Annotated in this window: 11 protein-coding genes; 7 read left to right on the top strand and 4 right to left on the bottom strand. The window is 30.9% G+C overall.

The features are described from left to right. Nucleotides 1–81 precede the first annotated feature (81 nt). A complete protein-coding gene (locus tag NNL09_RS26260; protein WP_304506200.1) occupies nucleotides 82–1,071 on the bottom strand; it encodes a response regulator transcription factor in 990 nt (329 codons plus the stop codon). Between the two features lie 136 nt (nucleotides 1,072–1,207). Beyond that, complete coding sequence (gene htpG / locus NNL09_RS13865; RefSeq protein WP_025665978.1) at nucleotides 1,208–3,097, bottom strand: molecular chaperone HtpG; 1,890 nt, start codon at nucleotides 3,095–3,097, stop codon at nucleotides 1,208–1,210. A gap of 871 nt (nucleotides 3,098–3,968) precedes the next feature. On the opposite strand from htpG, the gene NNL09_RS13870 reads away from it, so the two are divergent. From NNL09_RS13870 to NNL09_RS13885, 4 genes are all read left to right on the top strand, one after another. Further along, nucleotides 3,969–6,023, top strand: a complete 2,055-nt coding sequence (locus NNL09_RS13870) for a sensor histidine kinase (protein ID WP_196909590.1) — start codon at nucleotides 3,969–3,971, stop codon at nucleotides 6,021–6,023. Continuing rightward, nucleotides 6,016–6,648: a response regulator transcription factor gene (locus NNL09_RS13875; protein WP_109851880.1), complete on the top strand. Its 633-nt coding sequence runs from the start codon at nucleotides 6,016–6,018 to the stop codon at nucleotides 6,646–6,648. The genes NNL09_RS13870 and NNL09_RS13875 overlap by 8 nt, the downstream gene beginning before the upstream one ends. Before the next feature lie 136 nt (nucleotides 6,649–6,784). Next, a complete protein-coding gene (locus NNL09_RS13880) occupies nucleotides 6,785–7,057 on the top strand; it encodes a T9SS type A sorting domain-containing protein (protein WP_025665981.1) in 273 nt (90 codons plus the stop codon). A gap of 218 nt (nucleotides 7,058–7,275) precedes the next feature. Next, entirely contained in the window at nucleotides 7,276–8,283 is a 1,008-nt protein-coding gene (locus tag NNL09_RS13885; RefSeq protein ID WP_025665982.1) for a 3-oxoacyl-ACP synthase III family protein, read from the top strand. A gap of 272 nt (nucleotides 8,284–8,555) precedes the next feature. Here NNL09_RS13885 and NNL09_RS13890 read toward each other — a convergent pair whose 3' ends face one another. Beyond that, a complete protein-coding gene (locus NNL09_RS13890; RefSeq protein ID WP_025665983.1) occupies nucleotides 8,556–10,925 on the bottom strand; it encodes a TonB-dependent receptor domain-containing protein in 2,370 nt (789 codons plus the stop codon). A gap of 438 nt (nucleotides 10,926–11,363) precedes the next feature. Between NNL09_RS13890 and NNL09_RS13895 the strand changes: the two genes are divergently transcribed. Beyond that, complete coding sequence (locus tag NNL09_RS13895) at nucleotides 11,364–11,726, top strand: CoA-binding protein (protein ID WP_025665984.1); 363 nt, start codon at nucleotides 11,364–11,366, stop codon at nucleotides 11,724–11,726. On the opposite strand, the gene NNL09_RS13900 is transcribed toward NNL09_RS13895, so the two are convergent. Continuing rightward, nucleotides 11,703–13,142: a sodium:solute symporter gene (locus NNL09_RS13900; RefSeq protein WP_196909591.1), complete on the bottom strand. Its 1,440-nt coding sequence runs from the start codon at nucleotides 13,140–13,142 to the stop codon at nucleotides 11,703–11,705. The genes NNL09_RS13895 and NNL09_RS13900 overlap by 24 nt on opposite strands. Nucleotides 13,143–13,344: 202 nt before the next feature. On the opposite strand from NNL09_RS13900, the gene NNL09_RS13905 reads away from it, so the two are divergent. Together NNL09_RS13905 and NNL09_RS13910 are read left to right on the top strand one after the other, a co-directional pair. Continuing rightward, a complete protein-coding gene (locus tag NNL09_RS13905) occupies nucleotides 13,345–14,034 on the top strand; it encodes a hypothetical protein (RefSeq protein WP_196909592.1) in 690 nt (229 codons plus the stop codon). Between the two features lie 127 nt (nucleotides 14,035–14,161). After that, entirely contained in the window at nucleotides 14,162–14,968 is an 807-nt protein-coding gene (locus NNL09_RS13910; protein WP_196909593.1) for a ThiF family adenylyltransferase, read from the top strand. Nucleotides 14,969–14,998: the final 30 nt, after the last annotated feature.

The following is a 14,998-nucleotide window of genomic DNA, read 5'->3' on the forward strand; positions in this document are numbered from 1 at the left end:
TTTTTTGAAGCAAATAACTATCGAAATCGAGAAAAAGAGTAATTATACTAAGCCGAATAAGGTACTAGTACGGGTATGATTTTATTTTTTGAGTAATAAATCTTGTCTGCTAGAGATGTTTAATTTACTGTAAATGTTGGTGATATGTGTTTTTACAGTGCTTAGACTTATAAACAGCTCGTTTGCAATTTCTTTATTGCTTTTTCCCGATATGATGAGGTTTTTTATTGTTTTTTCTTGCTTGCTAAGAGGTATTGCTTTAGGGGGTTTTAATTTTTTCCATGATTTTATGGTAATCAAGACTAATATAACGATAACAAAAAAAGCTATACCATTAACCCATAAGCTTACTTTGTATTTATGAGTAACGATCTCTCGAGTAATAAAATTGAGCTTATTTTCGAGATAAGCATAAGTAGAGGGATCAAGTTCACTGGATTTTAATTCTTTCAGAAAACTTAGATAATATTCTGGATTGGCTTTAGCATCTTTTTCTAATAGGTTTTGATCATCTAGTTTTTTAATGCCAATAAGTTTCACTAAAAGTATTTGTAAAGAATCTTTTACATAGCCTTTGGTTTCTATAAGGTATTGTCTAGGATCAAAATCATCGGTTAGATTTTCATATTTGGCTTCAAACTTTTTTAATTTTTGCCACTCTAAATCAGCAGAATTACTTGTGGTATATTCCCCAAACATTGTTTCTCCTTTGGTAAAGTGAATAGTATCTTTTTTAGATAGTATAAATAGTTGAAAGTTCTTTATCTTGTTTGAAAGTTTATTTTTTTCTTCGGCAGATATAGGGTTAAGTTGTATCTTATAAATATGTTCTTTTGAAGTAAATAAATTTTGGTCAAATGCAAAAAAACCTTCCTCTGTTAAAGGAGTTGATGCAATCGTAGTTGTATTATAAGTATTGGTACTTTCTTCAAGTTCAATTTGGCTTAGATAGACTTGTTGCTCCCATTTTTTCGGATGCTCTATATGTACATAACCAGAAATACAATTTTGCCCAAATACGTTTAGATTAAGTAGAAATAAGAATATAAAAATACTGTTCCAGTTCTTCATTGTCATAGAGTATTGAAGGAATCGTTACGAATGTAAAATTTTTGTGGTTTAAAACAAAGTATGGTATAAAAAAATCGGTTCATTGTATACTAACAATGAACCGATTTAATATTTATAAGTGTTACTAGTTTAACTACTATTTTATCATATCGTAACTACGTTTAATAAAATCTGTTAATTCTTCTCCTTTTAATAGATTTTGAGAAAGTCTGGCCAAATCCAGCGATTGTTTTATTAAGCGTTCCTTTTTCTTATCTGTTTTGGTAGCAGCAATTTGTCCAATTAGTTCATGATTGGTATTAATGATTAAATTGTACATTTCTGGCATATTACCCATACCAAACATTCCGCCACCACCACCGGTTTGTTGCATCTCTTTCATACGACGCATAAACTCTGGTTGAGTAATCATGAATGGAGAAGCATTACTATCCATAGCTTCTAATTGTACGGTATATGTTTCTTTTGGTACTACTTTTTCAAGATCAGCTTTAAGTGCTTCTTTTTCTTCATCAGATAATTTAGAGATGGTTTCTTCATCTTTTTTGATAAGATTATCGATATGATCTCCATCTACACGTGCAAAAGAAATATTTTCTTTACTAGTCTCCATTTTTTGGATCAAATGAGAAACAATAGGGGAGTCTAAAAGAAGTACTTCGTATCCTTTATCTTTGGCAGCAGAGATATAAGAGTGTTGTTCATCTTTGTTAGAAGCATAAAGAAGAACTAATTTACCATCTTTGTCGGTTTGAGTATCTTTAATTTTTTCTTGTAATTCTTCAAAAGTAAAGAAAGAACCATCTACTGTTGGGTATAATGCAAATTTGTCAGCTTTTTCGAAGAATTTTTCTTCAGAAAGCATTCCGTATTCGATCACGATTTTAATATCATTCCATTTTTGCTCAAAATCTTCTCTATTGTTTTTAAACATAGAGTTTAATTTATCGGCAACTTTACGAGTAATATAGCTTGATATTTTCTTTACATTACCATCTGCTTGTAAATAAGATCGGGATACATTAAGAGGGATATCGGGAGAATCAATTACACCACGAAGCATGGTAAGAAATTCTGGAACAATACCTTCTACATTATCTGTAACAAATACTTGATTTTGATATAGTTGTATTCTATCCTTTTGTATGTTCATATCCTGACCCAGTTTTGGGAAATACAGAATCCCGGTTAGGTTAAAAGGATAATCTACATTAAGATGGATATTAAAAAGAGGTTCTTCAAATTGCATAGGATACAATTCTCGATAGAAACTTTTATAATCCTCGTCTTTTAAATCTGTAGGCTGTTTGGTCCATGCAGGATTAGGATTATTGATAATATTGTCAACTTCTTGAGTTGGTGCAGGATCTTCTTCTTTAGCATCCTCTGGTTTTGGTAATGTTTCAGTTTTGGTGCCAAATTTTATAGATACAGGCATGAATTTATTGTATTTTACCAATAATTCACTGATTCTACCATCTTCAAGAAACTCGGCATCATCTTCCCCAATATGCAGAATGATCTCTGTTCCTCTTTCTGTTTTATCATGCTCCTCTATACTATAGGTTGGAGACCCATCACAAATCCAATGTGCAGCTGGCTCATCTTTATAAGATTTTGTAATGATTTCTACTTTATCTGCTACCATAAAGGCAGAATAGAACCCAAGACCAAAATGCCCTATTATTCCAGAATCTTTAGCGCTATCTTTGTATTTTTCTAAGAATTCTTCGGCACCAGAAAAGGCTACTTGGTTAATATATTTTTCAACCTCTTCTGCAGTCATACCAATTCCCTGATCGATAATATGTAATTGCTTTTTGTCTTTATCGATTTTAATCTCGATAAGTGGATTACCATATTCTACTTTAACTTCACCAATACTTGTTAAATGTTTTAGCTTTAAAGTTGCATCTGTTGCATTCGAAATAAGTTCTCGTAAAAAAATCTCATGATCAGAATACAAGAATTTTTTAATTAATGGAAAAATGTTTTCTACAGATACATTAATACTTCCTGTTGCCATTTTTATATTGTTTTTAGTTTAATTGTCATCTTATGGTGTGGTGTATTCAAAAAAAATACCAATAGTATGTATCTGCCAAACTGGCATTGAAGTAAGTTTTTTTCATATCTGTTGTAATGATTTGTTGACACAATGGACTAAGGATGTAAATGGGTTTTTTTTGAAGTATATAGTTTGTTTACAATTCAATATATAAATGCTATGAATATTGGTATAATATGTATAGCTAATTTAGGAGGGAGAAACTTTGCTATGAGAATACATACCCTAGAGTTGTAAACTGTATAAATCCGGTTTGGCGATGGTTTTTACTATCGCCATCTGGGTTGGTAGATTAAAAAAAGATAAGAATTTTTAAAAGTACCTATAGTCGGTCACTCGACTGGCTTGGTTTGTTTATTTATTGGTTAGGTTGATAGAAAGATGCGCTGTGGTTGGCGCATCTTTCTCGTTTTAGATGTTACTATTTTGTATACAAAGCCGTAAATAATGACGCATAGTAGAGTAAAATCTACTTATATCTGGTGTGATGTTCTCTGATGTGAAAAATACGGTAAAAACAATTGGTCGAATTAACGCTGTTTTATAGCAGTATTGGGTTAATATAATGTAAGTGTTTTCTTATCGTATCTAATGAGGTAAATCAAGAAATTGAGATCATTTTAATGTAATGTAATAGAAATTGTGAGTTGTTTTATACACTGTTGATTTACAGGTTTTAATGTGGTGTTTAGAAATAGGATAAATATAAGGTTATCTATTAATTTTTTAGATTTCTCATTAAGAAAAAGGTTTAGATACAAAAAATTGAGGCCTGTCATGCAATTTGAAAATACATTTATGTGTATCTTCACAATTAGAACCCCCTAGAATGTTAAGAAGCAAAATATACATATTTATTTTTGTTGCTGCATTTCATTTTTATGCTTTTTCGCAGCAGAGAGAGACTGTTTTAAAACTAATAGACCAAGTAGAAAATGCAACAAATACAAATGAAAAGCTTTATTTATTAGATTCGTTATCGAGTGTATTATATAAGAAAAGAAATTCGGATTTTGAATTTTATAAACAAAACTATCCAAAATATACACTGCGATATATTGATTTGGCTAAGCAGTTGGATAGCTTTGACCTGGCAGCTTTTAAAACTTCACGACTTACATTTCATTATCTTCAGGTAATTGGTAAACCAGATTCTGCATTGATTATTGTAAATAATTGTATTAAAGATAGTCTCAAAATTAATAATAAAATTAACCTTGGACATCTCTATATTAAAAGAGCAGGAGCTAATTATCAAATTGATAACTTAGAAAAAGCAATTGTAGATTATACAAATGCAGAGAAAATATATCATCAAACCAAAGATTCTATTTTTGAGGCAGATGCAACTTATTTTAATGGGCAGGCATATGAGCGATTAGGTAAACTTTCTAAAGCAATTTTAAAATACCAGGCAGCCAATCGATTATATACCAAAATGAAAGATACTGCTTATATAGCATATAGTGGGTTAGCAGTATCCGGAATTTTTAGCCAACTTTATCTTTTGGAGAAATCTTTTGAAGAAAGGCAGAAAATTAGAGTATTATTAAATAGCCAAAAGAATAAGGATTTTCAAGCTTTATCAGAATTAAGTGTAAATGATGCTCGTGATTTTGTAAAGAAAAAAGAATATAAAAAAGAAGGGGAAGCCTATCTTACTGCTCTCGAATTGCTGAGAAAAGAGACAGGTCGCCATGCTAATATGTTTAGATTAAGGGCATATGTTTCAGAGTTTTATTCTAAACAAGGCAAGCCAGATATTGCCAAAAAATATTTAGACACCCTCGAACTTTCTACTGATTTAATAAATAGCCCTTATGATAGAATATTTTATTTAAAAGCATTAGGTAGATATAAAATTGCAAAAGGAGAATATAAAGAGGCAATTCCTGTTTTTGAAGAAGAGATTGAGATTTTTAAGAATTCGAATGACATTAGGGGGCAGGTACATTTGGAAAAAGAACTCTATGAAGCAAATAAAAACCTGAATAGACTACCAGAAGCTCTAATACATTTAGATAGATATCAAGTATTGAAAGATTCTATCTATAATTTAACTCGATCTAATAGTGTTATTTATTACCAGACATTATATGAGACCGAAAAAAGAGATAGTAAAATTGCAATTCAGAAAGCTAATATCGAGATGCTTGAAGCAAAAGATGAAGCAAAGAAAAACCTGTTAATATTTGGCGGCATAGGTTTAACTCTTTTGTTTTTATTGATCTATTTATATAGAAACAGAACACTTCTTATTAAAAATAAAAAATTACAACAATCATTTTTACAAGAACTTTTGCAAACCCAGGAGCGCGTTGGTAAGCGTATCTCTAAAGATCTTCATGATAGTGTTGGCCAAAGTTTATTACTCATTAAAAACAGGATTCTACAGAACAAAGATACCAAGACAGCTGCTGTGGTAGATGGTGTAATAGATGAGGTGAGAACCATCTCAAGAAGTTTACATCCATTTAAATTAGAAGAACTAGGCCTTACGGTAACTTTACAAAGTAGTGTAGAGATGATCGACGAGAATTATGATATTTTTATTTCGGCAGAAATAGATAATATCGACCAGGTGTTTGACCAGGAGAAAGAAGTTAATATCTATAGATTAGTACAAGAAAGTTTTAATAATATTATTAAACATTCTAAAGCGAGATCTGCAGAAATTAAAGTGACTAACAAAGAAAATAATGTAGAAATAATTATTAAAGATAATGGTAAGGGGTTTGATGTTTCTAAAGAAAAAATATCGATCTCCAAAATAGGTCTTAAAACATTAAATGAGCGTTCAAAATTTTTGAAAGCTACTTTCGATATACTGTCTGAAATAGATAGTGGAACTACGCTTATATTTAATATTCCGAAACATGCTTAAACCTAATATACTTATTGCAGATGATCACCCTCTATTATTAAGAGGGCTAGAGGAATTTTTGAAAGAACGAAAATATAACATCATAAATACGCATTCTGATGGACTTTCTGCATATAATGCAATCATTAAAGATAAACCAGATATTGCTATTTTGGATATCGAAATGCCTAATCTTACAGGTGTAGATATTGCTAAAAATTGTAAGCGATACCAGATAGATACCAAAATTATTTTGATAACTCTTCATAAAGAAAAGAAGTTTTTTGAAGATGCAGTAAAATATAATATTCATGGATATTTATTAAAAGAATTTGCTTTAACAGAGATTGAAGCTTGTATAGCAAGTGTAAGTAGAGGAGAACCTTATTTTAGCGAAAAAATATACAAACGTTTCACAAATGTTTCAGAGCGTAATTCGGATATAGAAAAACTAACTCCTTCCGAAGTTAAAATCCTAAAACGCATTGCAGAAGAAATGACAAGTACAGAAATTGCAGATCTTTTGAGTATTTCTGTGAGAACTGTAGAAAAACACAGAGCAAATATAATTCGAAAACTTACCCTTGAGCAAAAGCCAAATGCTTTGTTGATCTGGTCTCAGAAAAATAAACAATTACTACTCTAACCAGGATATGTTCACTATTGTAGCCTAATTACGTGGGGCTACGTATGTTTTCAGGAGATGAATATCTATATATTTGTCTATATAATAGTTGAATAGAAATCTTTTTTGATTTTGACAATAGAAAGAAACAAAGTCGATGCAGGATATTATTACTGAAATAAATGGTTCTAGGGGTAGTTCATTTTCGGTTTATCCAAATCCTTTAAAAGGTGAGGTTTATATTGACTGCAAAACTGAAATGTCTAATGCCAGCTGCGAAGTTTTTGACCTAAATGGGCATTTGGTTATAGGGAATAAAAATTTATCGATTAAAAATACAATTTCATTTACTTCTTTTCCATCAGGAATGTATACTATTAAGGTGCGTGATGATAATAAGGTAGTGATAAAGAAATTTCTAAAACTCTAGTTTTAGGAAGATTGGGGGATGGGGACTACTAATTAAAATTAGTAGTCTCTTTTTTTACAGAGGTTTGCAATACAGTTGTTTAGTTTTTTTTTGTTATGCGTGCATATAATATAAGTAGGGTTTCTTTTATCAAAATGTTAAGAATACATATATTGTGTGATAACTTTTAGTTAAGCAAAAAATAACTCACAACTCACAATACACAATAAATTTACAACATGTATACTTCAAAAATATCTGGTTTAGGATCTTATGTCCCCGAAAATGTCGTAACCAATGACGATCTATCTAAGGTGATGGATACAAATGATGAATGGATTCAGGAACGTACTGGTATAAAAGAAAGACGTCATATCAAAAAGGGAGATGGCAATAGTACTTCTATTATGGGAGTCAAAGCAGCAAAAATAGCTTTAGAAAGAGCTAAACTTACTACAGATGATATAGAACTTATCATCTTTGCAACTCTTAGTCCTGATATGTATTTTCCTGGAGGAGGAGTTAGAGTTCAGGAAATGATGAATATGAGAACTATCCCGGCATTAGATGTTCGTAATCAATGTAGTGGGTTTGTATATGCGATATCGGTAGCAGATCAGTTTATCAAAACCGGCATGTATAAAAATGTATTGGTCATAGGAAGTGAAAACCATAGTGGTGGTTTGGATATGACAACTCGAGGAAGAGGAGTTTCGGTAATTTTTGGTGATGGAGCAGGAGCAGCAGTATTAACGAGAAGTGAAGAACAAGGTAAAGGGATTTTGTCTACACATTTGCATAGTGAAGGAGCACATGCCAAAGAATTATCTCTAGAAGGACCTAGTACAGAACATTGGGTACCAGAAATTATTTCGGAGAATCCACAAGAGAATATTCCTTACTATCCATACATGAATGGTCAATTTGTATTCAAAAATGCAGTAGTACGTTTTTCTGAAGTAATTAATGAAGGATTACAGGCCAATAATTTATCTGCCACAGATATTGATATGTTAATACCACATCAGGCAAACCTGAGAATTTCTCAATTTGTACAACGACAATTTAAATTATCTGATGATCAGGTCTATAATAATATCCAGAAATATGGCAATACTACAGCAGCATCTATTCCTATAGCATTAACAGAAGCCTGGGAGCAGGGTAAAATTAAAGAAGGGGATTTGGTAGTCCTGGCAGCTTTTGGAAGCGGGTTTACCTGGGGTAGTGCTATTATTAGATGGTAATTGCAAAGTAGAAAAAAATGAAAAACGCGAAGCAATTAAGCTTCGCGTTTTTTTATCTAATAACTCGGTTATTAATTTTTTAAAGGCTAATTCAAATAAATCATAACCATGACTATACTATATTAAACGTTGTAAATTGTAAAGTGTTACAGAATTTGTTATTTTTTTGCATTTATTTAACTTTAATAAGGTTTTTGAGAAAACTGTATTAAATTTAACAAATATCTGAGTTATTAGTTATAATATTAACATTTTTTTTGAGAAAAGTCCGATTATAGTATGCCTCCGCCAGATTTTTCATTATTATCTCTTCGTTTTCTCGAAACTTTTCTATTTTTTCCGCTTCCGAATCGATAAGATAATCCTAGGAAAACAGTTTGCGTTTCACCTTGAAACTGTCCATTTTGCGGATATGGGTTATTTGCAGAAAACCTGAAACGCATTGTGTTAAAAATATCGTTAAAGTTAATACTGGCTGTACCTTTACCTTTTAAGAAATTATAACGAGCTCCTGTGTTTACAAAATAAAATGGCTTGGTTTTAAATAATATACCTTCCTGTTCTCCTCTGTAAAATCCAAATACCTGAAAAGTCAAGTTTTTTGTCGCTTTAAAACTATTGTTAAGTCTAAAATTATATACTACAGCATCTACTTCTCTATTGATATTATCTACCACTCCTTTTTGCGTTTGTGAATACAAGTCAAAACTAGCATTAAAACTCCACCATTTTGTAGCTCTATAATTACTAGACACCTCGACACCGTAAGAAGAATTATTATCAAAATTTTTGAATGTTAATATCTGACCTTCTTCAACATCTGGGTTTTCTACAAGAGCCTGACTTATTTCATCATTAATGATTCTGTAAAATACTCCTCCGGTTATCGATCCTTTTCCTAATTTACGCGTATAGTTCGCTTCTATAGAATTCGTAAACTGTGGATTTAATTCTGGATTTCCGATAGAAACTATTCTTGGTGTACTCCATTCACGTATAGGGTTTACTTGGTTTAATCCAGGTCGATCAATTCTTCGGCTATAACTTAATTGGTAACTGTTTTTCTCTCCCGGAGTATAGCTGATAAAACCAGAAGGGTATACGGTAAAAATATCATCTTCAAATATTTTTTCTCCATCAAAAACAGCTTCAACTTCATAGCTTTCTAGACGTGCTCCTAACTGATATGACCATTTTTCAAAATTTTGACCATATGTACCATAAAAAGAATGTATGTTTCGGTCGTAATTATATTTTGAATTCGCGAAAAGTGTAGAACGATAGTCATTGTCTGTTCTTCTTAAACGAGTTTCATATCCTAATTCTAATTTGGTCTTTTCTGATAATGGGTTTACATAATCGAGATTTATTGTAGTGTTTTTTCGCTCATTATTAATAAGATCATTATAATTTGTAAACGATCCGTCTCCTCCAACAAAGTTAAAACGATCATCACTATCACTTTCAAAAACATTATAATCAACTTCTAGCTCTATATTGTGTCCTTCTTTTTTAAAATCATGTTTATAATCGAAATTATATGTAGAACCTTGGTTATCACTATCACTTAATAACTTTTGGGATAAATCACTCTGGTCGTTATTAAAAAAAGTGATATCTGTAGTTCCGTCTGTAAGTCCGTCAAACAAATTTTGATTAGTATATATCGAGACGGTATTATGGTCATCAATAAAGTAATCTAAGCCTATTTTAAATAGGTGAGACTTATTATTGTCTAAGAATTTAAAATCTGTTTGGTAATTTTGATCTTGTCTAAACACCCCTCCTGCATTTTGTCGTTTGGTGATGTTATTGCCATAATTACCGTAAAAGTTAACTTTTCCTGTTCTGTAATTTAGATCTATAGAGCTATTAAAACGCGCATTTTTATCAAAATTAAGCCCTAGATTAATATTACCATTAAAACCTATATTACTATTCTTATGTAATACGATATTAATGATACCACTCATTCCTTCGGGATTATATTTAGCAGAAGGATTAGTAATCAATTCTATTTTCTTAATAGAAGTAGAAGGGATTTGTTTTAATAATTGTGTAGCATCAATATTTGTAGGTTTACCATCTATAAGGATACGTACATTTTGATTCCCGCGTAGTGCGATATTACCATCCTGATCTACATTAACCGACGGAATATTATTCATGATTTCTGAAGCAGTACCCCCAGTTGTGGTAAGGTCTTTTCCTACATTTATAACTTTACGGTCAATTTTTTGCTCTATTGTTGTTCGTTCGGCAACTATAGTTACATCGTCTAGAGATTCGGCTTCTTCTTCTAATGATATGGTACCAACATTGATATCCTTATTTTTTTTAGAAATCTCAACCGGTTGAGAATACGTTTTGTATCCTATAAATTGTACTTTTAAAGTATAATTTCCTTTTGGTATATCAGAAATTGAGAAGTCTCCACTATCGGTACTAATACCTCCACTTATAATTTTATCTGCTCCATCATGAATTGCTACGGTAGCATAGGGTATGGGTTGCTGTAGATTTTTGTCTATTACTTTTCCTTGTATAGTACCTACTACAGCTTCATTACTTGGTTGTGCTGTTAGGATTAGACACCAAAATGAGAAAAATAATAAAATTACTTTTTGATTGATTGTTTTCATCTGAACGTTTATTTGATTGATAATTGTTATGCATTGTACTTTGTATTGCCTAATACAAATACGTAATTGTTTCTAAAATTGACACTGTGATTAATTGTGTTATACGTGTAAGACGATAGTAAGTCTATTCTGTTACACCTTATTTTGACTTTAACAAAATATTAAATAATTAAAAACCGCCTCTAATATTAGAGGCGGTTTTCTATAATAACCAAATAGTAACACTAACCATCAACTATGAATAAAATTTGATTATTATAAGTAACTAACTAACTAAATTTATGAAAATTCATATCTTTTATATGTAAGACGAAGTGCTTTGATTTGTGTTACATTCATCTTTTATTTTTAACAGTTTTCAGGTTATTTTTAACGTTTAAGTCTTTATTTGGTGTCCTAATAAACCTATTTTTCCTGTTTTAAATTCAAATACAGTTTATGGATAAAAAAACATTAGTACTGGGAGCGTCCTTAAAAACAGATAGATATTCAAACTTTGCTATTCATAAACTGGTAACTCATGGTCATGAGGTCGCTGCTGTTGGATTAAAAAAGGGAGAAGTTGCAGGAGTAAAAATTGAAACCGATATAAATGATGTAAACAATATAGATACAATTACTTTATACTTAAATCCTCTTAGACAACAACCTTATTATGATGACATCATACAGCTAAATCCCAGAAGAGTAATTTTTAATCCCGGAACAGAAAACCCAGATTTTTATCAAAAACTTAAAGCAGCAAATATTGAAGTAGAGATAGCCTGCACACTAGTATTACTTTCTACGAATCAGTATTAACCCTAAAAAGGTTAAAAACCCATTAAGAATTAAGATAAAGAAACCAAATTTAAAACCAAACCATAAATCACTATTCTCGCTAATGATATAAGATAAAATTGGGGATAAGATTGCAATAATCGGCACCAAGTTATCTTTTACTTTTAGTTTTGTAAATAACCCAAATGCATATAGACCTAATAAAGGACCATAGGTATACCCTGCAAATACAAATAGTTTTGCAATTACACTTTCGTCTTTTATTATGTACTTAAAAGCGATAATAACCAATACTAGTATGAAAGAAAATAGAATATGGATCTTTTTTCGGGTCTTGACCTGATCTGCTGGACTGTATTTTTTTTCTATGTCGAGTATATCGATACTAAATGATGTGGTTAATGAGGTCAGCGCACTATCAGCACTACTATATGCTGCAGCAATAAGACCAAGTACAAAAAAGATTGCAATACCAAAACCTAATCCGCTTTGCGTAGCAATTACAGGAAAAAGCTGATCCTTATGAGCATCAATTCCATTTTGTGATGCATATTGGGTAAGTAGTAACCCAAGACCTAAAAAAATAAAGTTTACAATAGTTAATACAATAGTAAACCAAAACATATTCTTTTGCGCATCTTTTAAGCTTCGGCAGGTGAGATTTTTTTGCATCATATCCTGATCTAGCCCTGTCATGACAATTGCAATAAATGCACCTGATAAAAATTGTTTCCAAAAATAATTAGCACTTTTAAAATCATCAAAAAAGAACATTCTCGAAAGATCACTTTCTAATACATAACCCAATAAATTTGATCCCTGAATCCCTAAATCATCTGATACATAATATATCGCTACACCTACTGCGATTAACATGAACAGTGTTTGTAGTGTATCGGTCCATACAATAGTTTTAATTCCTGATTTAAAAGTGTATAGCCAGATTAATAATATGGTTATGATAACGGTAACCCAAAAAGGAACGCCTAAAGCATCAAAAAGAATAGATTGTAAAACATTTGCCACCAAAAACAATCTAAAACTCGCTCCAACTACTCGTGATAGTAAAAAAAATGAAGCCCCGGTTTTATATGAGTAATTACCAAAACGTTCATCCAGATAAGTGTAAATTGAAGTTAAATTAAGTTTATAATAAAGAGGAAGTAGTACAGTACCAATAACAGTATATCCCAAAATATACCCTAATACTACCTGCATATAACTAAACTGCGAAGCTTCAATCCACCCAGGAACAGAGATAAAGGTAACGCCACTTAATGAAGCACCAATCATCCCAAAAGCTACAATGTACCAAGGGGATTGTCGATTGGCTTTAAAAAAAGCATCATTTCCTGAGTTTTTTCCTGTGAAATAAGAAATGAGAAGAAGAATCCCAAAATAAGCTGCAATAAGAAGCAGGATATGTAATGGTTGCATGAATTTTGGTTAAAAATGAACCCCAAAATACAAATTTTAGGAACACGAATTAGGTAGGACTAAAATTTAGTTCCCATCCTCTCGATATTTTTTCACTTATCATTTAACCACTATCACTTATTCTACAAACTACAGCGAATATAAAAAGACTCATTTTTGGTAGTAAAAGAAATCTATTTTTAACCAAAAATAGATTTGCGTAGTGATACTATTAGATATGCCTCAAGACGATTTTTTGATTAGAAAGTTTGGCGCTATTAGCTTATATCAAATAGGAAGAAAAAATCTTTCTGAATTATCCCAATTTGTTTTTAAGATGTATTCGTATCATTATTTTAAAAAATACCAATGGTTACCAGATGACCGGGAATTAGAACATATGATACATGGTGATATTAATCAATTTGAAGATTCTGTATATTTTGGATTTAGAAATTCAAAACAAGAACTTCTGGGAACTATAAAAGCAACTAAAAGAACTAATAACATTGTTTTTCCTATAGAATATGAGTTTAATATTAGCATTGAACAAATAATTGAAAAAGAAAGTTTAGAAGTAAATGAAATATGGCATTTAGGACGTTTAGCGATAGATTCTAATGCATTACGTTTACAGAATTCATCTTTTACCTCTAGGCAAATGCTGCATATTTTATTAATTCATTCATTAGGGGTCATTAATTATAACCCTAATAGTTTAATGATAGCAGAATCTGATGTTTTGATTTATCAAATATTTCAGGATTTAGGGATTAATATGCAGATTGTAGGAGAACTTAGAGATTGTCTGGGTAGTCCAACGTATCCCGTTATTTTAACATCAGATAATATGAAAAAATGGTTAGAGAAGAATTTTTTAGAAAAAGAAGAACGACAAAAGTTTTTTATATAATACCAATTCTAATGTAAAAATAGGAGGGGATCTATCTCTCTATTTTCTTTTAAAGGATTTGAGTTATAAATGATTGTATACAATCATTTATAAGAGAAATAATGGTAAGACTATAAATAAAATATCTATGATAGAAAATTCAATTTTTGGTAGTAGAAAAAAAACAATCCCAGAAATGCATCATAACGAACGATATTATAAAAATGCATTGTATATAACTCCAGAACAACAAGATAAGATTAAAGATGTAAAAATAGTTTTTGGAGGCGTTGGTTTGGGTAGTGTATTGGCAGAAACAGCACTAAGATTAGGTTTTGAAAATTTTGTATTTATAGATGGAGATACCGTAGAATTATCTAACTTAAATCGGCAGAATTATCAAGAAAATGATATTGATGAGTCTAAGGTGGAGTCTATTACCAAAAGACTTTTATCTATTAACCCAAATGCAAAAATAGAATATCATCATCTTTTTTTGAACCCAGATAATATCGCAGAATATATTAATGGTTGTGATATTGCTATTAATGCTATTGATTTTGATGTAGAAGATACTCCATTTGTTTTTGATGAAAAATGTAAAGAAGAAGGGATTCCTGTAATTCATCCTTTAAATTTTGGATGGGCAGGTGCAGCTTATGTTGTTACTCCGGATAGTGAACAAATATATGATGTTGCTCGCAACAAGCAATGTTTTGAATTGGTTTTGATAAAGAATATGCTAGAATATTTTAAATATCAGGCAGAGATGAATTTAACATGGTTTTACGAATTTTATGAATCCTATAAAGAGAATTCTACTAAAATCACACCACCACAATTGGTAGTTGGATCCTCTTTGGCAGCTGCATTAGTAACCAATATATTATTTAGTTTGGTTAACGATTTAGAGGTAAAAACTTTTCCAGAACCTTATTTTTTATCGACGAGATAATTTTGATTGGAATACTTTTTTAATATAAGA

It is taken from the genome of Aquimarina sp. EL_43, assembly GCF_943422735.1.
In the GTDB taxonomy this organism is placed as follows: Bacteria; Bacteroidota; Bacteroidia; order Flavobacteriales; family Flavobacteriaceae; genus Aquimarina; species Aquimarina megaterium.